Below are 22,216 nucleotides of genomic sequence, written 5' to 3'. Positions count from 1 at the left end.
CTTTATGTTCGACTCGGTTTTTACGCGCATCAAGCGTAATTGCATCTCTAAGAATAACTGGCTTAGCTTTTTTTCAGGGCTAAGTCTTGTTTTCGCTTATGCCCCCTATTCACAGTGGTGGTTGGTGTTTTTAGCACTACCGCTGTTCTTTTACCACTTAGATCTCAGCTCGGTAAAAGAAACAACAAAGCAATGCTTTATTTTTGGTGTTGGCTGGTTTGCAAGTGGCATTAGCTGGGTTCACGTTAGCATTGATCAGTTTGGTGGTATGCCCCTAGCCATATCATTAACGCTTATGCTGATGCTATGCCTTTACCTTGCGATATTCCCTGCTATTGCTGGTTTTTTATCAGCGAGATTTGCGCACGGTACGTACTATTTTTATTGGCTATTTGTTCCATGCTGGATATTTACCGAATGGCTTAGAAGTTGGTTTTTAACCGGCTTTCCATGGCTATCCTTGGGCTATAGTCAAATAGATAGTCCACTGTCAGTGTTGGCGCCTGTGATCGGCGAGGTTGGTATCACTTTGGCCATGCTGGTGATTGTTACAGCATTCACGTCTTTATTAAAAAGACAACAGCAAAAACGATCGTTGCTTTTACTAGGTGCTATAGTTGCTGTTATCGCAACTGTCGGGCAAATTGAATGGACAGAGCCAACACAACAAGTGAAGAAAGTTGCCTTAGTGCAAGGTAACATTGCCCAAGAGTTAAAGTGGGCTCCTGAGCAAGAATGGCCAAGCATGCTCAAATATTTGGACTTAACACGCAAAAACTATGATGCAGATATCGTCGTTTGGCCAGAGTCTGCTATTCCAACAGTCGAGCCTTTGGCTGGGGAATTTTTAGATATTGCTAATCAAGGAGCTGCGATAAATAATGCAGCCATCATTACCGGCATTTTGGATTATAACATGGAGTCTAAACAAGCCTTTAACAGTTTGGTGGTGCTAGGAAAAAAATATCAAGACGATACCGAGGGCAGCTACTACTACCCCAGCAGTAACCGATTTTACAAACACCATTTATTGCCGATTGGCGAATTTGTTCCATTTCAGGAATTTCTGCGCCCGTTAGCACCATTTTTTAACCTGCCTCAATCTTCATTTACCCGTGGACAATACGTACAACCTAACCTAATAGCGCAAGGCTTGCATATCGCTCCATTGATTTGCTTTGAAATTGCTTTTCCAGAGCAACTCGCCGCAAACTTTACCAATCAAACAGACCTCCTATTAACTGTAAGTAATGATGCGTGGTTTGGCGACTCGCATGGACCGCATCAGCACATGGATATTGCTCGAATGCGCGCATTAGAATTTGGTCGCCCATTATTACGCTCAACCAATACTGGTATTACCGCCATCGTTGATCATCAAGGACAATACATTGCTAGAATTCCACAATTTGAAGAAGCAGTGTTAAAGGCAGATGTGCCGTTAGTTTCGGGAAGAACACCGTTCAGCTATCTTGAGCGCTATCCGACTTTTATACTCTCGTTTATTTTGTTTATATCAATAATGCTAAGCCAGCGTAAAAACTCTCCTAACTTATCCTTGCCGAATAGTTAAAAAAGCATAATATAGTTGTCGCTGCCTTAAAACTGACAGGACAATAATGAAAAAAATAATCACTGCTATCATCAGCTTAACGCTGGTAAATTCAGCAATTGCGGACACTACTCTAATTCACAATGTTAAAGGCTATACCATTAAAAATGGTGAGCTGAGCCAATTTAACGCCATTCAGTTCACCGATGACTCTATAGATCGTGTTTTCTCCAAAAACACCGCCCTACCCAATTCAAAAGATATTAGGCAAATCGATGGTAAAGGCGCAACCATGTTACCAGGATTAATTGACGCCCACGGTCACGTATTAAATTATGGCTTATCGCTCCAACGTGTTGATCTTGTTGGAAGCACATCAGAAAAAGACGCAATCAGCCGTGTGGTTGATTATCAAAAAGAAAACCCAGAACAAAAGTGGATTCAGGGGCGTGGCTGGAACCAAGTACAGTGGCCATCAAATCAATTTCCAACGGCAAAGTCACTAGATAAGTACTTTCCCGATACACCCGTATTTTTGAGTCGTGTTGATGGTCATGCAGGCTGGGCAAATTCAAAAGCCATGGAAATTGCAGGCATCACCAAGCAAACATTATCGCCTAATGGTGGAGAAATTATTAAAGACGCTTCTGGAGCGCCTAATGGTGTATTTGTCGATAATGCCATGGATTTAATATTTTCTAAGATCCCTGCGCTATCGAGAAATGAACAAAAAAATGTACTTATTAAAGCAATGAATAAGCTCGCCAGCGTCGGCTTGACAAGCGTTCATGACGCAGGGGTTACCAGCGAGAATATTGAGATATTCAATGAGATAGCAAATGAGCAAGCAATGCCGATTCGAATTAATGCCATGCTTTATTTGCCAAGTGACAACTGGCAACAACGACTCAAACAAGGGCAAATAAAAAGTGCAGATGGAACCTTTGCTTTTAACAGTGTAAAAATTCAAGCGGACGGCGCCCTAGGCAGTCGTGGCGCGGCCATGCATGCAGATTATTCAGACAAAACCAATCATAAAGGTCTATTACTGCATACCAATGAAAAATTGAGTTATTATATTGAACAATCCATGAAAGCAGGCTTTCAAGTTAACACCCATGCTATTGGCGATCATGCTAACAGCTTGACGTTAGATCAATACGAACAGCATATAGCATCAACCAACAGCAAAGCGTTAAGGCACCGCATTGAGCATGCACAAGTATTACGTGTCGAAGACATTCCGCGCTTTAAATCACTAAACGTAATAGCCTCAATTCAAGCTACCCATGCAACCAGTGATAAGAACATGGCCGAAGACCGCATCGGTAAAAAACGCTTAAAAGGTGCTTACGCATGGCGCAGTTTACTTAATGCCGGCGCAAAAATCGCGAATGGCTCTGATTTTCCTGTTGAGCCGACCAATCCATTTTATGGTTTACATGCTTCGATCACACGTCAAGATCGCCATAACCAGCCTTTGGGAGGCTGGATATCATCGGAGAAACTCAGCCACGAAGAAACATTAAAGAGTTTTACTATTGATGCAGCTTACGCGGGCCATCAAGAAGATATTGTCGGTACATTAGAGCCAGCGAAAAAAGCAGATTTTATTTTAGTAGACGCAGACATGTTCACTCAAGAACCAAGCACAATTTGGCAAAACAAAGTGCTCGCGACATGGGTAAACGGTAAACAAGTGTTTAGCCGATATTAGGCAAAACATTTTCCATAAAAAAACGCGCATTAAGCGCGTTTTTTTGCTTTTTACTGTTTACTGTTTACTGTTTACTGTTTTGTAATACAGTCTATTTTTGCTGTGGATGTAAAGAGATTTTGTTCCGCCCTGTCTCTTTTGAGTTATAAAGCGCAGCGTCAGCACACTCTATCCACGCTTCATACGTGTTTATTGATGGATCTATTTCAGCAATTCCCATACTCACAGTATAATTAATATCAATGTCATTATATTGTACAACCGCTGCTTCTACTTCCTTGCGCAAGCGCTCAGCAAAAATATAAGCATTTTTTAAACTGGTATCTGCCAATAAGATGGCAAACTCTTCACCACCGTAACGTCCTGAAGTGTCAGTTTCTCTAACATGCTCTCGAATTAATGACGATATATGCCTGATCACTTCATCGCCAACCATATGACCATAATTATCATTTACTTTCTTAAAGTGATCGATGTCTAACATTACCAAGCAGCTAGCATGCTGACTACGCGTCCAGCGTTTAAATTCAGCCTTTAAGCAAGACTCCCAGTGAGTACGGTTAAATAGCTTAGTTAAACCGTCCGTTTGGCTTAAAATTGCAAGTTCCTCATTGGCTTTTTCAAGATCTTGTTTATGTACCGCATTGTCTGTCACATCATAAATAATCAAACATAAATGCGTCACCTCACCCGTTGCGGATAGCAAAGGGATAAAAGTTGAGTTTTGATACATGTAATCAGCAGTGCCGGTTATTGGGCGATAGTTTTGAAACTTAAACACATAGGGGCGTTGTTCCCAAATAGTAAATGCTTTGTTTTTCAATAAAAAAACCGACTCCGCTTTACGTGTAAACCAATCTTGTGGAATTTCATCAAACAAGGAAAACAAGTTTTGATCTTTAACTTCACGTGGCAATAAGCCACTGTGATTTTCCATAAAACCGTTCCAAATCTGAATGTTATAATCGCGATCTAGCACTACCAAGCCAACATCAATGTTGTGGAGCATTTCCATCAGCCAATGTAATTCATTTAATTGTGTTGCTTGTAACGACATAACTAATCCAGTAAGTAAGAAATTTTATTGTTAAGCGTGCGCATTGAGTCTTCCGTGAATAACATCAATAAATCACACTTAATCGGATAATTTTCAATGTTGTAGCTAATTTCTATGGCAAGGGTCTGTTTCCATTTTGACGCGTTAGTCGCAATTAGCTCCGTCACCGTTCTATGCTGTCCTAACACGACCGGATGTCCTTGACTAAAAGACATATCCAATTGTTCAGATACACCATTGAGACATGCTCCGATGAGGGTATTAGCTAAGTCCATCAACAGTTCAAGCTCAGTAGATTCATCTAATTCACCGTCAAAGCCCATCAATTGGGCAACATCTTTAAAGCTCGAATCGTTTAAGATCAGTAATGCCTCACCGCTCACACCCGCGCCGATAAAGCCTTGGCAAATCCCCGAGGTACTGTCATTGCTAGCAACTGATGACAACGCCATGCTTAATTCACTGACCTCAATCAGATTGACATTGGGAATAGGGAGAAGCACAAACACATCAAGCAAACGCGCAAGTAAGTCACCTGCTCGTCCCATTGCGACATTAGCAATTTCTTGATAACAATCCCTTAAATCATTTGATAATACTATCTCTTGGCGTTCAACAGGCGCGACCATATCAATTTTGGTCGGTGATTGCGTAAACGCAGGTAACTTAACCTTATCTTCTCGTCCGGCTGTTTTAGTTGATTTTACACCTGACTCAATAACACTCACTTGATCATCGTCAGTACCTGAACCTTCCGGTTGAATAACATCTGAAGCTGAAAAAATACCGTAACTGGTTAATATTTCAGTTAGTTTTTCTTTGCTGACAGGCTTTTTAATAAAATCAAGTGCACCCATACCGGTGACTCGTTTATGAGCCGTTGGCTGTATGTCACCAGAAATCACCACAGTCAATGTATTGAGATCTTGATCTATAATTTCCTGTAGTACTTCGTAGCCATCCATTTTAGGCATGTTCAAATCAAGTAAGAGTACATCACCTTTACCCGCTTTAATTGCTTCAATTCCTTCGACCCCGTCAGCAGCAAAACTTATTTCAACATCCCAGTTGTCAGGTAACGACCGTGCCACCTGCTTTCGCGCCATATTTGAGTCATCACAAATCAGTAATTTTGTTGACATCGTTTCGACTCTACCTCGTATTATTAACGTGCAAGAAATGTAGAAATTATAACAAGTTAGATTATAGCGTTAGCTGAAGTAAAAATCCCGTTCAAAGCACGATTTAATGGCAATTTAAGGAGGACAAAGGTAAGCTTATCGCCATAGAAACCCTAATAGGCAACGATTTATGAAAATTTTAACATTACTATACTCATGTACATTTAGTGCTCTTATGATTAGTACTAGTTTCGCTAACACGGTGAATCACGAACCGTTAACAGAAACGAGTGATCTAGTTAAAGCAGGTAGCAAATATGTCACTTTACTTGGCACCCAAGTCGCTGAAGGTGATACAGCACCTGATTTTAAAGTGGTCAACGACAGCTTTGCACCGGTAACATTGCAAGATTTCAAAGATAAGACCGTGTTGATTTCTGTTGTACCAAGTTTAGATACTGGCGTGTGTTCATTGCAAACTAAGCGATTTAACGAGGAAGTTGCCAACTTACCGGATAACATCGCAATGTTAACCATTAGCAACGATTTACCTTTTGCACAAAAGCGCTTTTGCAAAACGGAGAGTGTCGATAAAGTCAAAGTACTTTCAGATGCCGTGTGGCGTGATTTTGGCAGCAAATACGGGTTATTGATTAAAGACATGGGGTTGCTTACTCGAGCTATCTTTATTATTGATGAGCAAGGAAAAGTGGCTTACAAAGAGCTTGTTGAAAATATTTCTCAGCATCCGAAATATGACGATGCAATTGCAACCTTAAAAGCCTTAAGCTCTACTGAGGTACTACCAGCCTTACCTGAAGAGAACATTGAACAACCAGAGGCAGTGAACGAGACCAACGACAGTCAATAATTTTACGTTGTTATGAAGTAGCAGAAATAAAAAAGACTAAGTAATACTTAGCCTTTTTTATTGTTTAACTATCACTTATGAATTAAGAAAACTAATCCGCAATATACTCAACAATTTCAAGTCCGAAACCAGACAACGAATGATACTTAGTTTGAGCACTAAGTAAGCGCATCTTACAAACACCTAAATTGGCAAGAATTTGTGAGCCAACACCAACATTTCTTGAACCAACATGGCGCTCTACTTCTTTAATCGTTTCGCCAGCATCTAGCTTGGCATACTTTTCAACCTGAGTAATCAATGATTCAGGTGACTCATGCTTACCTAGTAACACTAAGACGCCGCCCTCTTGAGCTATACGTTCAAGGGCTGTGCCTATTGGCCACTTATTCACGCTATCACGTTGGCTAAAGAGTAAGTCTCTAAACGTATTTTCTAAGTGAACACGCACTAATGTTGGTTTATCAGGGCTGATCTCCCCTTTTGTTAAAGCAAAGTGTGCTTGACCGTCGATGGTGTCTTTAAATACAGTCAAATCGAACTCACCAAATGCGGTTGGTAACTTACACGCTGAAATACGTTCAATGGTCGTTTCAGTTGCATTTCGGTATTCGATTAAGTCAGCAATGGTGCCCATTTTAATGTCATGCTTTTGAGCAATCTGCTCTAAATCAGGGCGGCGCGCCATAGTGCCGTCTTCATTTAAAATCTCTACAATAACCGCCGCAGGTTCACACCCTGCCATGCGAGCAACATCAACACCTGCTTCGGTATGGCCAGCACGGTTTAACACGCCACCGTCTTTAGCAATGAGCGGAAAAATATGTCCCGGTTGAACAATGGAGTGATGATCTGCATCTTTAGCACATGCCGCTAACACGGTTGTTGCACGATCAGCGGCTGAAATTCCCGTAGTCACGCCGTAAGCAGCTTCGATTGATACAGTAAAGTTCGTGGTAAATTGTGCATCATTTTTGTCGACCATTAACGGTAACTTTAATGTTTCACATTTTTCACGGCTCATTGGCATACAAATAAGACCGCGACCATGGGTCGCCATGAAGTTGATTGCCTCCGGCGTTACTTTTTCGGCGGCCATAATGAAGTCGCCTTCGTTTTCACGATCTTCATCATCCATTAAGATAACCATCTTTCCTAATCTAATGTCTTCGATGATTTCTTGTGGGGTATTTAATTGCATGACAACCTCTTATTTCGTAATAATGCCACTTTGCATCAGCAAAGCTTCAGTAACGCCTGATTTCTCTTGCGTTTTATTTGAATTTTTCGTTAATAAACGTTCGATATACCTAGCCATAACATCAACTTCCAAGTTCACTTTGGTGCCTACTTGGTACTGACTAATAATCGTTTCTTGCGCGGTATGCGGCACAATCGTAAGTCTAAATTTATCTGCGGATAACGCATTGACCGTTAAACTGATCCCGTCTACAGTAATTGATCCTTTTTCGGCAACATAGAGAGCAATGTCTTCGCTCATCGATAACCAATACTCGGTACTGTTACCATTATCGACAACGGATAAAACTTCTCCTACCGCATCTACATGGCCTGAAACAATATGACCACCGAAGCGCGTGGTTGGTAACATCGCTTTTTCTAAATTAACCGTTTGTCCGATGTGATAATGGGTAAAGCCTGTACGAGTCAACGTTTCTTTTGAAACATCGGCACTAAAACTAGTGTTGTCAAAACTAACCACCGTCAAGCACACGCCGTTTGTTGCAATCGAATCACCAAGGTTGACATCACTCATGTCGAGCTTACCAACAGCGACAGTAACGCGAGCACCTTCACCATTGATATTAATGGCCTTAATTTGACCTTTTGCTTCTATAATTCCTGTAAACATTTCTAACTCTTTGACAGCAATGCTGTGATTTTTAGATCTGGGCCAACCATACGCACGTCTCTAAATTTCAACGTTTTAGCGTCTGCTAAAATCGAAATTTGAGGCATAGCTAACATCGACTTACCTTCAGCTCCCATCAATTTGGGCGCTTGATAATGTATCAATTCATCTACCAACTCTTGTTCAATAAAAGCACCTGATAAATTGGCACCGGCTTCAATCAGTACATCATTAAACCCGCGTTTCGCCAATGCCAAAAGTACTTGCTTTAAATCGGCTTTGTCATTATCGGACTTTGACACCAAAAGATGTTCTACAAAATGGGGCCAGCTATGATTGTTTTCAATGTCTGTACCAATAATAATTATTGGAGATTTAATGTTGAATAATGCCAGCTTTGGCGAAAGACGGTTTTGACTGTCAATAACCACGCGCACAGGTTGCCTAAGGTGCTCTTTTTGATATTTAGCCTTTAACCAGCCAAGCTCTTCATGTCTAACGCTCATTTTGGCATTATCAACAATAACCGAGTCCGCGCCGGTAATAATTGCACAGCTTTGTGCACGAAGTCGTTGCACATCACTTCGTGCCTCTGGTGAGGTTATCCACTTGCTTTCACCACTGGCCATGGCGGTTTTACCATCTAAACTCGTGGCCAGTTTACAACGTACATAAGGTAATTGTTGAGTCATTAAGGAAATAAATCCAGCGTTTAAATCTCTTGCATCTGCTTCAAGCAAACCGTAGGCCGTTTCAATGCCTGCATTTTCAAGCATCGTCAGTCCGCTACCTGAAACTTGTGGATTAGGATCAACCATAGCACAAATGACGCGAGCAACTTTTTCCTCGATGAGCCCTTTAGCACAAGGTGGCGTGCGGCCAAAGTGGCTACAAGGCTCTAACGTAACGTAAGCAGTACAACCTTCAATAGCTAAACCATTAGCTTTGGCGTCAGCAATGGCATTGACCTCAGCATGAGCACTACCCGCTTTTTGATGATATCCTTGACCAATAACTTGATTTTCTTTCACTAACACGCAACCCACTCTTGGGTTAGGCGATGTGGTGTAAAAACCTTGTTTGGCAAGGCTAATGGCAAGCCGCATATATTGATGATCAGCAGTGGTAAATTTAGTCATTAGCTTCTCTTATTTGAAATGCTGCCATGTGCGTGTTCAATTACCACCACTTTTGCTTCAGGAAATAGCAGTTGAGCGCGCTGCCACGTTAGTTCGGTAAACTTGCCGACTACCCAAATATCAAAGACGTTATTATCGTGAGTGAATATACTAATGGTGTTCTTAGCCCGCTGAATTTTTGCTATTTTTACTTTTTCAAGTGATATAACGCGGCTTTTCATCAGCATACTAATTGCCGATGTCCTTAGCGTCACTTTGTCATCATTGTCTTCTAATATTTTATTTGGATCGTTGAAATAGCGACTTCTTGTGACAATCATATGTATTGACAAAAATAACAGCCAAATAATTAAAAAGTAGCTACTTTCACTCATGGCCGTTATTTGTCGTCACCAAGGCGAGCTATTTCTTCACCAAACTCACGGATGTCTTCAAAAGAACGATAAACCGAAGCAAATCGCACGTAGGCTACTTTATCGAGCTCTTTGAGCTGCTCCATAATAATGTTGCCCAACATCTCACTAGAAAGCTCTCGCTCGCCGGTAGCACGCAATTGTGATTTCACTTTGTTGACAGCCAATTCGATATTTTCAACACTGACCGGACGCTTTTCTAATGCGCGCTGTAAACCACTTCGCATTTTATCTTCGTTAAATGGCTCTCGTGAACCGTCTCTCTTGATAATGCGTGGCATGACTAGCTCTGCAGACTCAAACGTTGTGAATCGTTCGTGACAGTCGGTACATTCCCGCCTTCTTCTGATCTGATGGCCATCAGACACTAATCGAGAATCTATTACTTTTGTGTCGTTCGCCGAACAAAATGGACAAAACATGAACGCTCCTTAAGCAATGTGTCTTGAATTATTTATCGCACTATTTTAATCGAAAACAGATTGTTAAGCGAAAGTTATCCCATTTTTTTTAGCTGTCACTTTATGGCAAATATAAATCTATATTTTAACCAAACATGAACGAAGAGTGTCCGAGAACGGTAATCTATAAGATTAAATACAGCTGAATAAGATGCGGATATGAAGGTAAAGACTGCAATAGCACTTTTACCCTCTTAACTCCCAAATATTAATCAGGCGCATTGTCTAAATCAGTTTTTAAATGGTTTGCCGCGAGATAAAAATGGCATACAGACCAAAAACTCACCAACGGTAATATAAACAATATTGCATAACGTAATGACTCAGCCTGATATGTTGGTATTAAATAATCACTTAAAATACCTACCGACCATGGACCTAGCCCCAAGCCAACAATATTAATGATCAGAAATAAAATTGCCGATGACATAGCCCGCATTCTTAAGCCGACTAAGCCATGGGTCGTTGCTATAACACAACCTAAATAAACATTGGCCAGTATCGCTGGAACAATCATCGACATTAGCGCTGCATACATACCATCAGCTAAACAAAATAGTATTAAAAACGGTAGTGCGATAAAACCGACAAGTCCCGGTAACCAAACGTACCAGCGTTTATCTTTAGTCGCTAGTTTGTCAGCCAGTAAACCACCACCGAACACACCAATAGCCCCACCGACTCCTATTATTAGTGCTAGCCAAGTACCAAGTTCACCTGTCGACATACCATGTATGCGGATCATAAATGAAGCGGTCCAGCTTGATAAACTGTAGCTAACAAAGGCATTAAGCGCCGATGCCAAAGCGAAATGGCGGAAAGATACTCGGCTCCATAATAATTTGAGCACCGAGCGAAACGACGATTTTTCAATACTTGCTTGACGATTTTCAGCCATTCCTCGAATTGGCTCAGCAAGCGTCATTCTAACGATAATCGCTAATAAAATACCCGGAGTACCAACAACGATGAACGCAACCCGCCAACCAAAATATTCATTCAGCCAGCCACCGAGTAAAAATCCGAATAAAATACCGACGTTGACGCCGGTTGAATAGAAGCCTAACGCGCCTGCTCTTTTTTCTGGCGGGAAGATATCGGAAATAATCGAATGTGACGGTGGACTCCCCCCCGCCTCGCCTACCCCAACACCAATGCGAGCTAATAACAATTGAAGATAATTTTGAACAAAACCGCTGACCGCCGTCATCAGGCTCCATAAAAATAGCGACATTGAAATGATATTACGACGGTTACCGCGATCTGCCCATCGAGCAATAGGTATTCCCGCCGTGACATAAAAGACAGCAAATGAGAATCCTGTAAGCAAACCCAGCTGGCTATCGGATAATTGAAGATCTAATTTTATCGTTTCCTGTAGAATCGCCAATAACTGTCGATCAATAAAATTAAAGCTATAAACAATCGTTAGCAGTACTAAGGCATAGTACTTTTGTCGACTTTCGGTTTGTACTCTTTCCTCTATATTTGCGCTTTGAGTGGGAGCACTAGAACGGTTATCTACCGTACAATCGTCAATTGCCATCACGTCATTCTCATTGTCAGACATATACTGAGCCTTGTGGACATTCTTTTTTTTGTTTTTATACAAACAAGATAACACCTTAATGACTAGACAATGTCAAGATCCAGGTATTTTGGTAAATAGTCTTCTGCTAATTGTTTCAGCCTCGTTCACCCCATCGACTTTGCCCTGTTGCGTTTACCAATCAAAATAAATTTTGTCGCAAAATCAAAAAAGGCCGCTATGCGGCCTTTTAAATCATTTTAACAGATGAAGTCAGTAATTTTTTTTCATCTGATATTTATTTCTTATGCATAAACTGGGAAGTTAGCACAAATTTCTTTAACTTGTTCTTGAACTCTTTTGCTAACGTCTTCGTTTTCAATATCATCTAAAATATCGCAAATCCAACCCGTTAGTGTTTTAGTTTCTTCAACACCGAAACCACGACGAGTAATCGCTGGTGTACCTAAACGTAAACCAGAAGTAACAAATGGCGAGCGAGGATCGTTAGGAACCGAGTTTTTGTTTACCGTGATGTGTGCCTTACCAAGGGCAGCATCAGCATCTTTACCTGTGATGTCTTTATCAATCAAATCAAGTAATAATAAGTGGTTTTCAGTACCGTTTGACACCACTTTATAACCACGTTCTTGAAGTACTGCGACCATCGCTTTAGCGTTATCTAGTACTTTTTGTTGGTATGTCTTAAATTCTGGTTCTAATGCTTCTTTAAATGCAACCGCTTTTGCTGCAATCACGTGCATTAACGGACCACCTTGACCACCAGGGAAAACGGCTGAGTTTAATTTCTTATAAACAGCTTCGTCATCACAAGCAGAAACAATTAAACCACCACGTGGACCGGCTAATGTTTTATGCGTTGTTGTAGTTACAACATGTGCATGAGGCAATGGGTTTGGATATAAGCCAGCAGCAATTAAACCAGCAACGTGCGCCATATCAACCATGAAATATGCATCTACTTTGTCTGCAATTTCACGCATACGCGCCCAGTCAACAACACCAGAAAAAGCAGAAAAACCACCAATGATCATTTCTGGTTTATGTTCTAGTGCTAAACGTTCCATTTCTGCGTAGTCGATATCACCCGTTTCTGGGTCTAAACCGTATTGAATGGCTTCATATGACTTACCAGAAAAGTTAACGTGTGAGCCGTGAGTTAAGTGACCACCGTGAGCTAGGCTCATACCTAACACTTTTCCGCCTGGAGTAACTAGCGCTTGAAATACCGCAGCATTGGCTTGTGAACCAGCATGCGGCTGAACATTGGCATAAGTTGCACCGAAAAGCTCTTTCGCACGATCGATTGCTAACTGTTCAGCTTTATCAACAAATTCACAACCACCGTAGTAACGCTTGCCAGGATAGCCTTCAGCATACTTGTTCGTTAATTGAGAGCCTTGCGCCTCAAGTACACGTGGACTGGTGTAGTTTTCTGATGCGATCAATTCAATGTGTTCTTCTTGGCGAACGACTTCGTCAGTCATTGCTTGCCATAAATCAGCATCGAAATCAGCAATATTCATATCACGAGTAAGCATGTCTTATCCTCTTAGGGTATAGCATTAAAGCGTTATAAAGTGAGTTAAAAATTGAAATTTGAGGCGGCATATTTTGCCCGAATCTTAAGAGTTTGTATATCTTTTAACTCATCATTTATCGGTGAAATAGCAGCTAAAATGTTCCCTAAATTCCAACATTAAAAGCTGCCGCCTAATATATGAAAGTTAAAACCGACAATCAAGAAATTTAAATCAGATTTAAAAAGTTTTACCCGAATATAATTCGGAACATCCGTACAGCCCCGTATCTTAGTCGATTTCGTTATTTTCTAGACGTTCTTTTTCCAATACACGTTTTTTGTGATAATGATGGGTTATGGCATAAGACAAAATAAGAATTGAATTTCCAATAATAAACGCTGGCAAAACTGATTTATCGGTTCCTTTTTTCATTTCATAGGTGAACCAATTCATTGCAGGTAATAATGCCCAAAATGAAACTTTCATCAACACACAATATTTTATCGCGCCTTCAATGCCACTGATGTAGCGCTCAATTGCCTGTTCTGGGCTGGCATCACTCATTCGCCAAGTTTGCTGTCTTATCTTAATTTCGTAGTAAACATACACGGTAGATAAAATTGCACCAAAGCCTAAGTACGCCATCACAGGTGTAGGCCATTGCCCATCATACAACCCAAAAAAGAATGATATATATAAGCCGATAGTAGCTATCAGGTTTAGTACGATAAATCCTTTCGCGATCATGGTACGTTTTTTAAACTGTTTGATCAGGAGGTCTACATCAATATGTTCATAAGGTTGGCTTTGCCAATCTTGCGCGATTGACTCCCAACTTTCATCTAAGGGAGATTTATCCATCAGTTAGCCTCCAGTAATTTCATTAACGCTGATTTTGAACGTTGTAACCTGACACCGACTAAGTTTACCGAAATTGATAATGTATCTGCCATTTCTTGATAACTCATTCCTTCAAGTGCCAAGGTGATCACTTGTTGTTGTTCTAATTTTAACTGTCTAATTGCACGACTTAAGCGAAGTTGTCTTTGCGCCTTATCAAGCTGTTGATAAGGCGTTTCAGCATCAATAGCAACATCCAAATGTTCATCTATATCATTATCCGCTTTCACTGTACGCACTGCCTTAGCTACATGTGTAGCTAAGATATTATGAGCAATACGAGCGACAAAGGTTTTAACACTTGATGCTCCTTTGAATTTGGGCAGTGCTTGCCAAATATTCAGTGCAATTTCTTGCAGCAATTCTTCTTGAATCGCCGGTTTAGCTTCAAAACCCATGATCATATGACGAAGCATTTTTTCATGCTCCGTCATCCACTGCTTAAATGTTACCTGATGGCTCAAGTAGGTGTCCTTATTGTTATTATTGTCCTGAGAACAAAATAAGCTCTCACGGCTGCAGGCCGGATTTTCGCTTTTTGTTAACTTTGCGGCGACTCTAACATAAGACTATTTTCCAACCAACAAGTAACATAGTATTAACAATCAAATGGCAAATTTAGCTTAACGCCATCACCACTTTCTCTGATTTTAATTTCTTCGCCAACACCATCACTAATGCCGCAGTTATGGCGATAGTAACTGTTCCCGTCACGAACAAGGCTCCCCAATTCACTGGTAACCCCTTAAATAGATCTTCCATAATGATCGACTGACCCGCAATGGGTAACCAGTCTAACCACTGCGGCCTATTGTCAATAAACATCATTGCAACAGGTACCATTGATGGCGCCATGATCAGCATCGTGACTGTCGATTGTGCCTCTTTAAAGCTTTTGGCCTGAAAGGCAAAGAACAGTTGCAATGCTGCGGCTAAGAAACAAATGGGGATCAAGAGCATTAATAGTGCACTAAAAGTAAAAGCGTCGATATTGAAGGTAGCGCCGATTTTGCTTAAGTCGACAAAGCCGACAGACAATGTGGTTAAGCTCAGCATTAGAATGACCGACAATATAGAAATGGAGCTTGAGCACAGTAATTTTGCCAAGACAATTTTGATCGTACTCACGGGTTGGCACAAAAGCATTTCAAGTACGTTGCGCTCACGCTCGCCTGCGCTTGAGTCTATGGCAATGGAAAGCCCTGACATAAACGCTCCCATTAATAAATAAAGCCCAAGCATTAAGCTTATCATCATGGCGTTGCTGCTCGGCCTCGCGATATCTTGCTCGACCAAATTCACTGGTTGTAATAAGCGAACGTCAATCCCACGCATGATTAAGCGTTTGTATCCTATTTTTCTTGCATGACTTCGCACCACATCCTTGATGCGTCTGATGGGTGCTAGTGAGGGTTTGTCACTGTAATCCGCCCGTAAAACAATATCGACAGGGTAACCTTCCAGCATATCCTCTGCATAAGACGCTGGAATGGTGATATTAATATTACGCTCTTTCCAAATGCGCTGCTGATCACCTTCGGCTTCATCTGTGCTGAGTATATTCTCATCGATAAAAGCTTTCATTAATTTCGGGGCATGCTCGGCGCCGACTATATTGACATACACCGGCGGGGTATCGACCATCTCTTCAATCATGGTTTTAGACATAAACATGATCATAACAGGTGCGAGAAGTGCCATTGAAAATGCCACCATAAGTGCACGTTTGTCACGTATTGCTTCTTTAAATTCTTTGATAATTAATGCTTTTAACTGGATCATGCGGCAACTCCTTCATCAGAGCCAATGAGTTTAACAAAGGCTTCTTCAAGTTGAGTTTCCCCCGCGAGCTCGCATAGCTCTTGCGGCGTGCCTTGAGCCGCTAGACGGCCATTAGCAACAATAACAACGCGATCACATAATGCAGCAACTTCCTGCATCACATGAGAAGAAAATAAGATACAGTGACCTTTTTCTTTAAAACGGGTTAAATGGTTACGCAGTACCCGAGTGCTCATCACATCTAAACCTCGTGTCGGCTCATCTAATACGAAATTTTTAGGTTGATGCACTAGAGCTTGTGCCAAGGTGACTTTCATACGTTGTCCTTGTGAAAAGCCTTGAGTTTTTCGATGAGCTAACTCTTCCATGTCCAAGTCTTTTAAAATTGTATTAATTGCATCATGTTTTGCCTTGCCCTGCATGCCATGAATACTGGCGAAATAGTCAATTTGTTCGTAGGCAGTCAGACGCTCATACAAACCAAATTTGTCTGGAAATATACCAAGCTTGGCTCTGGCTTGAATGGGATGCTCCAACGCACTAACACCATCTATCGTAGCACTGCCTTGATCTGCTTTTAATAATCCGTACAGGCTTCTAAGGCAGGTAGTTTTACCTGCACCATTAGGGCCAAGAATTCCGGTTATCTCTCCATCTTTGGCAATAAATGACAGACCATCTAGTGCTTTTACGTCTTTACCAAACGTTTTATGTAAGTTGTTTACTTCAATCATTTTTCGTCCCTAAATATTGCCATTTAAACTGGTCATAAATGACTCGTCTGGAATTTCCGTTAAACATTTTTCATCAAGCTGATCTGGTTTCAATTCGGTAAGAAATTGATTAACCACATCGACACCACAATCACTGCTGGCGACAATATGAGCGGCATTTTTGACAACAATGTGATGACTATTCACTAAGGTCGCATCTGATTTCTCACCGTTACTAGGCGGCGTCACTGGATCAAGGTTTCCAGATAACACCAATGTCGGAATATCTGCGGTTACAGGCTGATAAAACTCGCTGCTCGGACGGTACTTAGGCCATAACGGGCACGCCAAGCGCCACACACGATGACTGACGTTTCTGCCAAAAGTATTATCTGCATCAGCATTCCAATCGTTTTCATTTAACAATGGGAAGTCTTCATTACACACAATGTTGAGTGTCAAACCGAAATACATGCCCCCTTCATCGGTGTTGGTATCATCAGTTGATAAAAGTCCAGCAAGTGGCTGAAAGTTACCTAGGAACGCTTGGTGAATGGTTAATGGCACTACAGTGCGTAACTCCATACTGTATAACTTAGTAAATATGACGCTGATAAACTTTTCACCGTCGACTTTAAAATCAAGAGGTGTGCCTAATCTTGGGTGTGAAATTCGAATAATTTCCGGTGATTTCATTAAACGCTCATACACTGTTTGGAACTCCGACTCCAAATCAGGAAAGGCTTTTGCGCAGGCAGCTTCTAGATTGCAATTTTCGACCAACAGTGAAAAAGAGCGAGCAGATGATTGACCAAATGGCCCAATAGGTACTTCAATGGGACCAACACTATCAAGCACGACACTGCGCAAGCTATCAGGCAGCAATCGCATGTAAACCAATGCAGCCCTTGTGCCGTACGAACCACCATATATATTAATTTTTTGATGACCTAAGGCTGCTCTTACGGCGTCAAAGTCTCTGATTGCATTTTCAGAGTTGTACTGGCTTAAGTTCTGCTTTAATTGCCCAATGCACTCTCTGATATCGTCTGCTGAAAAATCTGAGCTTGATGAGGTATAGACATTTTGGTCATAAAATTCAGCCTCGTCACAAATAATAGCGTTCGACTTTCCGGTACCACGTTGATCAACCAAGATAATATCTCGGGTTTTTCTGATTTCATAAAACGTACGGCGAATATGAGCTGATAGCTCAGTGGCAGCTTGCCCTGGCCCCCCTGCTAGAAACATTAACGGCTCTAATTCCGAGCTTCGGTCAATTGCTGGCAGTACCACGACATTGACATCTAGGCTTGTACCTTCAGGTTTTTGGTAATCTTCCGGCACGGTTAATGTGCCACATTGAACTTGCTCTTTAATGCCTTTTACATGACATTCTTCAAGCTCCAATTTTGATTCTTTAGCGAGTCCTTGCCAGCTTATCAATAGTAAGCATATGGTGGTCATCAATGTCCGCATTATTCTTGTTAACTCCATGTTTTATAATTTATTCAGTACAATAGTCTGGTTATGTGGTCTTTTATTACAAAAATAATATAAAACTTTTCTCTTACAATTTATGTAATTGTTTTTTAGCATAATTTATTGATCTTTTGAGGATGTTGGCTAAAACTTTAATAGATACTCGATAACATAAACATCAATTGAAGGAAGCAATGATGAAAGTAGATTTGAGACCAAGCAAGAGCAAGCACCCTCAAGACATCCAACAATCACCTCAGCACGCTCATGTGATAGAAGAAAAATCTAACGTTAGACTATCAAATGTATTGTTAAAACAAAGTCAATTTGCGATTAAACAGTCTGTTTTACAATCAACATTGTTGATACTTGTAGTGATTTTTTATGGAGTATCTATTGGCAGTTTTCTTTACTTTCTCTTGCCATAATAACGCTATAGAATGCCGAGCATTCCAGACGACTGAAAATTCAATCTAGTTGCAAACGTCTGTATGATAATGCGTATAGGTTTATTTTTAAGTGCGAGCTAAAAAGAATTGCTGTCTTTTTCTTATAAAGTAAATCATGGAAAGTGCCATAAGTGCAGGAATTGCTGCATGTAGAATGGAAAAAAGTAACGCACTTGCAGTTACTGAGGTAAATACTAAAAAACCTATGCTAGGCCAAAACAGCCACAAAATGTGTTCGCTGACACAAATTTTAAACCCTTTAAGCATGATCAAGCTGATCATTATTACCAATAGTATTGAAAGCAGCGCTGTAACTAAAGGTGAATAAAAATCTACTACAAAAGCAGTGTATGAATGGAATAATTCAGGCACGGGTGTTGATGCTCCCACATTCACCAACCATACATATGAATTGGCCAGTATGGCCCCGAAAATAAGTGTCCAAAATTTATTATTATTACGACTCATTCCAACCCCATAACTTAAAACATTGTGTTATTTTTTATAATTATTAATGAACTTGATAGTCATTATTTATTGTTTTTATTAGTGTTATTTTTATACAACAAGTTCATTATTTAGACAAGCTCAGATTAGTTAGTTTAAAAGATAACTTAGCGCTGTATCACTTATTTAAAAGGTACTTCTCTCTATATTTAGCATCTACTCCCAGTTTTAAATTCTTTTGTTACGAGTCACACAATCAGCTTATTAATGATGAATTTCGCCTGTTTCCACATGACTAAGCAATTGTATTTGAACGTCATATCAAACATTGAATAGTTGAAGAGTTAGATTAGCTCAACTATATTTGTTATTAGTTTCAAGTGCTTGGCTGAAAAATCATTAGTTTATCAATTAAATACTCATGGATGTCGTACATAGCGTTTTTTATTGGCTATATATTCATTGCTCTTCTACTTTCAGAAATATCGGTTCAAAGTCAAGTTGTGCCAATTTGGCTACCTGCTGGCATTGCACTTATGGGTTGCTACTTTTGGTGGTGGCGTTTCTTCCCTGCGGTGTTTGTCGCTTCGTTTTTCTTTAACTTTACCGTCATTTCGAACTTTGAATATTCATTACTCTATTCAACTGTTGGAATTCAAAATGCCATTATTGCCTTTGGGGGGACATTACAAGCAGTTATAGGTGCTTCGTTGTTACGTTATTGGCTAGGTAACCCTTTCGAGCAGTGGGAAAATAAGAAGGCTATTTATTTTGTTTTAATTGTTGGCATTCTAATTAACGTAGTTTCATCTACGATAGGCGTGTATTCCTTAAGTATTTTCAATCCGTCATATCCAATTGAAGACTATTACCTTAATGTCATTTATTGGTGGCTTGGGGACTCCTTAGGTGTACTCCTTATTACTCCATTATTTTTAAGTATATATAACTTTAAGCAAGTTGATACTGAACAGAAAAAAGCTAGAATAACGGTAATAAGTGCAGTGGCCACGCTATTTGTTATCACTACACTAATAACACTGCTTTTTATTGAAAAGTCGACTGACAACTCAAGAGAATTAGTCAAAAAAGAAATACAAGTTATTGAAAATAGTATTCATAGCCATATAGCCGAAAGTGTCGAAGAATTAAAAGAACTAGCAAATTATATTCAAAATACACCTAAAATGAATAAAGCAGATTTTCAACAATTTGTAGTCACCGCTTACAAAGAATCTCCGTCGATTAAAGCGATGTCGTGGAATCCAATTATACTTCAAAAAGATCGACCGTTTTATGAAGCTGAGCTGACAGAACTTTACGGCAAAAGAACACCTATAAAAGGTGAGCCCATACTCGAAACCGACCCAATCATTTATGTTAAATATATTAGCCCTGAACAAGGAAATAAAAAGGCAATTGGCTTTAATGTATTTTCCAACCCATCACGAAAAATGACATTAATGAAAGCCATACAAAGCTACCAACCACAAGCAACACCCGTTATTCAGCTAGTACAATCAGAAAAAAATGAACCTGGCTTTTTACTATTTTTTCCAGTATTTGAACATTTGAATAGCAATACGGTTGAAATGACTAAGAAATTAAAAGGATTTGCAACCGGTGTATTCTTAGTTGAAAGAATTCTATTGAAATCATTCACAGAACAACAACAAAAACTATTTTATTTTGAGTTTTTTGAACAAGGTAGTTCAGATTGGTTTTATTCCAATACCATTGAAAGAGATAGTAAAGCGATATCGCTTAACCCTCCCTATAACAGCTTCACTGATACGTTTACTGTTGCCGGCCAACTATGGAATATAAATTTATTGGTAAACAAAAAATATGTTGCTCGGAAACAAAACGAAGAGTTTTTATTTTTGTATCTATTACTGGTAGTGATTGAAGTAGTTATCATAATTTCACTGTTACTAATGCATAACCGCCAGCTAGCTTTAGATATACAAGTGAAAGAGCGTACAGAGTCATTAGAGTTAGCTATGCAAGAAGCCAATTATGCTAACCAGGCGAAAAGCCAATTTTTGGCAAATATGAGCCATGAAATTCGTACACCAATGAATTCTGTAGTGGGATTTTCTCAGCTAGCGCAAGGCTCTAATAATATAGATGAAATTAAGCATTTTATTGACAATATCGCTATTTCTTCCGACTTGTTAGTCAATATTGTTAATGACATTCTCGACATTTCCAAAATTGAATCAAATAAGCTTTTATTAAGCCACGATACTTTTGATCTTCATTTGTCATTATCCAAAGTACATCGTTTATTTGAATCTCAAACTATTGAAAAAGAACTTACCTGGTCACTACATGACACATTGCCTACTCAAATGTATGTTTTAGGTGATCAAACCCGTTTTGAACAAATCTTAATAAACTTATGTGGTAATGCAATCAAATTTACTCACCAAGGCGGAGTATCATTATCAGCTTCATTGGTTGAATCATCAGAACTTGATGCGCATATCCAAGTTCAAGTAAAAGACACTGGCATTGGCATATTAGAAAGTAAAATTGACGGCCTGTTTGAACCCTTCACGCAAGCGGACTCTTCAACATCAAGAGATTTTGGTGGCACAGGCTTAGGCTTAACGATATCAAAAAAATTAAGTCACTTAATGAATGGAGATATAACAGTTTCTAGCACAATAGATAAAGGCTCTATTTTTACCTTAACTTGTCGACTGCCTTTTGGTGAAGCTGACAAAGTCGCCAATAATAGTGGTAGTGCAGATAATAGAGATATTTCGCATTTGAGGGTACTAGTAGCAGAAGATAATAAAATTAATCAAAAACTTATAAACAATATATTAAAGAAATTAAATATAGATGCTGTGATTGTTGAAAATGGCCAACGCGTTTTAGAGCACATTGAAAAAGAAAGTGTGGATGTCATATTAATGGATTGTCAAATGCCAGTTTTAGACGGATATGAAGCGACTAGAAAAATCCGAAAACAACCTGAATTTGATCATATTGTTATCATTGCTTTAACAGCTGACGTGGATACAAGAAGTAAGGAGAGAGCGATAAAAGTAGGGTTTAATAAACATTTAGCCAAACCCATTGATATAGATGATTTAGTTAAAAATCTACAACATATTGTCTAGTGATTAAAAGTCGCAACAGTATTAGAATAGATA

20 protein-coding genes are annotated in these 22,216 nt (G+C 39.8%); 5 read left to right on the top strand and 15 right to left on the bottom strand.

Going from position 1 to position 22,216, the window contains the following annotated elements; all coding sequences use genetic code 11:
* The first annotated feature begins 4 nt into the window (after nt 1-4).
* Nucleotides 5-1,573, top strand: coding sequence for an apolipoprotein N-acyltransferase (gene lnt, locus QUE03_RS05100; protein ID WP_286265778.1), 1,569 nt, complete (start codon nt 5-7; stop codon nt 1,571-1,573).
* Nucleotides 1,574-1,619: 46 nt separating this feature from the next.
* Nucleotides 1,620-3,269 carry an amidohydrolase gene (locus QUE03_RS05095; protein WP_286265777.1) on the top strand — a complete coding sequence of 550 codons (1,650 nt, stop codon included), beginning with the start codon at nt 1,620-1,622 and terminating at the stop codon, nt 3,267-3,269.
* A 91-nt stretch (nt 3,270-3,360) separates the two neighbouring features.
* Here the strand turns inward: QUE03_RS05095 and QUE03_RS05090 are convergent, their stop codons facing one another.
* Nucleotides 3,361-4,326, bottom strand: coding sequence for a sensor domain-containing diguanylate cyclase (locus QUE03_RS05090; protein WP_286265775.1), 966 nt, complete (start codon nt 4,324-4,326; stop codon nt 3,361-3,363).
* A 2-nt stretch (nt 4,327-4,328) separates the two neighbouring features.
* Nucleotides 4,329-5,468: a response regulator gene (locus QUE03_RS05085; RefSeq protein ID WP_286265773.1), complete on the bottom strand. Its 1,140-nt coding sequence runs from the start codon at nt 5,466-5,468 to the stop codon at nt 4,329-4,331.
* A 214-nt stretch (nt 5,469-5,682) separates the two neighbouring features.
* Here QUE03_RS05085 and tpx point away from each other — a divergent pair, with 214 nt between their 5' ends.
* Nucleotides 5,683-6,318, top strand: a complete 636-nt coding sequence (tpx, locus tag QUE03_RS05080; protein ID WP_286265769.1) for a thiol peroxidase — start codon at nt 5,683-5,685, stop codon at nt 6,316-6,318.
* A 91-nt stretch (nt 6,319-6,409) separates the two neighbouring features.
* Here tpx and ribBA read toward each other — a convergent pair whose 3' ends face one another.
* The 12 genes from ribBA to QUE03_RS05020 all read right to left on the bottom strand — a co-directional run bounded on the left by ribBA (nt 6,410) and on the right by QUE03_RS05020 (nt 18,150).
* Nucleotides 6,410-7,519: a bifunctional 3,4-dihydroxy-2-butanone-4-phosphate synthase/GTP cyclohydrolase II gene (ribBA, locus tag QUE03_RS05075; RefSeq protein ID WP_286265767.1), complete on the bottom strand. Its 1,110-nt coding sequence runs from the start codon at nt 7,517-7,519 to the stop codon at nt 6,410-6,412.
* Nucleotides 7,520-7,528: 9 nt separating this feature from the next.
* On the bottom strand, nt 7,529-8,191 hold the full coding sequence (locus QUE03_RS05070) for a riboflavin synthase (RefSeq protein WP_286265764.1): 663 nt from the start codon (nt 8,189-8,191) through the stop codon (nt 7,529-7,531).
* 2 nt (nt 8,192-8,193) lie between these two features.
* Complete coding sequence (gene ribD / locus QUE03_RS05065; RefSeq protein ID WP_286265762.1) at nt 8,194-9,330, bottom strand: bifunctional diaminohydroxyphosphoribosylaminopyrimidine deaminase/5-amino-6-(5-phosphoribosylamino)uracil reductase RibD; 1,137 nt, start codon at nt 9,328-9,330, stop codon at nt 8,194-8,196.
* Nucleotides 9,330-9,650 carry a hypothetical protein gene (locus QUE03_RS05060; protein WP_286265760.1) on the bottom strand — a complete coding sequence of 107 codons (321 nt, stop codon included), beginning with the start codon at nt 9,648-9,650 and terminating at the stop codon, nt 9,330-9,332. The genes ribD and QUE03_RS05060 overlap by 1 nt, the downstream gene beginning before the upstream one ends.
* A 59-nt stretch (nt 9,651-9,709) precedes the next feature.
* A complete protein-coding gene (gene nrdR / locus QUE03_RS05055) occupies nt 9,710-10,165 on the bottom strand; it encodes a transcriptional regulator NrdR (RefSeq protein WP_286265758.1) in 456 nt (151 codons plus the stop codon).
* Between the two features lie 247 nt (nt 10,166-10,412).
* Nucleotides 10,413-11,774: a spinster family MFS transporter gene (locus QUE03_RS05050; protein ID WP_286265756.1), complete on the bottom strand. Its 1,362-nt coding sequence runs from the start codon at nt 11,772-11,774 to the stop codon at nt 10,413-10,415.
* Nucleotides 11,775-12,037: 263 nt separating this feature from the next.
* Entirely contained in the window at nt 12,038-13,294 is a 1,257-nt protein-coding gene (glyA, locus tag QUE03_RS05045; protein WP_286265754.1) for a serine hydroxymethyltransferase, read from the bottom strand.
* Nucleotides 13,295-13,564: 270 nt separating this feature from the next.
* Nucleotides 13,565-14,137 (bottom strand): hypothetical protein, encoded by a 573-nt coding sequence (locus tag QUE03_RS05040; RefSeq protein ID WP_286265752.1) that lies wholly within the window; start codon nt 14,135-14,137, stop codon nt 13,565-13,567.
* The gene (locus tag QUE03_RS05035; protein WP_286265750.1) at nt 14,137-14,640 is read right to left on the bottom strand and encodes an RNA polymerase sigma factor; all 504 of its coding nucleotides are present in this window, start codon (nt 14,638-14,640) and stop codon (nt 14,137-14,139) included. The genes QUE03_RS05040 and QUE03_RS05035 overlap by 1 nt, the downstream gene beginning before the upstream one ends.
* A gap of 154 nt (nt 14,641-14,794) precedes the next feature.
* The gene (locus tag QUE03_RS05030) at nt 14,795-15,958 is read right to left on the bottom strand and encodes an ABC transporter permease (RefSeq protein WP_286265748.1); all 1,164 of its coding nucleotides are present in this window, start codon (nt 15,956-15,958) and stop codon (nt 14,795-14,797) included.
* A complete protein-coding gene (locus tag QUE03_RS05025) occupies nt 15,955-16,692 on the bottom strand; it encodes an ABC transporter ATP-binding protein (protein ID WP_286265746.1) in 738 nt (245 codons plus the stop codon). The genes QUE03_RS05030 and QUE03_RS05025 overlap by 4 nt, the downstream gene beginning before the upstream one ends.
* Before the next feature lie 9 nt (nt 16,693-16,701).
* Nucleotides 16,702-18,150, bottom strand: a complete 1,449-nt coding sequence (locus QUE03_RS05020) for an alpha/beta fold hydrolase (RefSeq protein WP_286265744.1) — start codon at nt 18,148-18,150, stop codon at nt 16,702-16,704.
* A gap of 197 nt (nt 18,151-18,347) precedes the next feature.
* Between QUE03_RS05020 and QUE03_RS05015 the strand changes: the two genes are divergently transcribed.
* A complete protein-coding gene (locus tag QUE03_RS05015) occupies nt 18,348-18,581 on the top strand; it encodes a hypothetical protein (protein WP_286265742.1) in 234 nt (77 codons plus the stop codon).
* Between the two features lie 87 nt (nt 18,582-18,668).
* Here QUE03_RS05015 and QUE03_RS05010 read toward each other — a convergent pair whose 3' ends face one another.
* Complete coding sequence (locus QUE03_RS05010; protein WP_286265740.1) at nt 18,669-19,070, bottom strand: hypothetical protein; 402 nt, start codon at nt 19,068-19,070, stop codon at nt 18,669-18,671.
* 404 nt (nt 19,071-19,474) lie between these two features.
* Here QUE03_RS05010 and QUE03_RS05005 point away from each other — a divergent pair, with 404 nt between their 5' ends.
* Complete coding sequence (locus QUE03_RS05005; protein ID WP_286265738.1) at nt 19,475-22,183, top strand: CHASE domain-containing protein; 2,709 nt, start codon at nt 19,475-19,477, stop codon at nt 22,181-22,183.
* Nucleotides 22,184-22,216: the final 33 nt, after the last annotated feature.

Source organism: Thalassotalea atypica (genome assembly GCF_030295975.1).
GTDB lineage: Bacteria > Pseudomonadota > Gammaproteobacteria > Enterobacterales > Alteromonadaceae > Thalassotalea_F > Thalassotalea_F atypica.
Note: the sequence above shows the minus strand (reverse complement) of the source record. Positions and strands in the feature narration are given on the sequence as shown.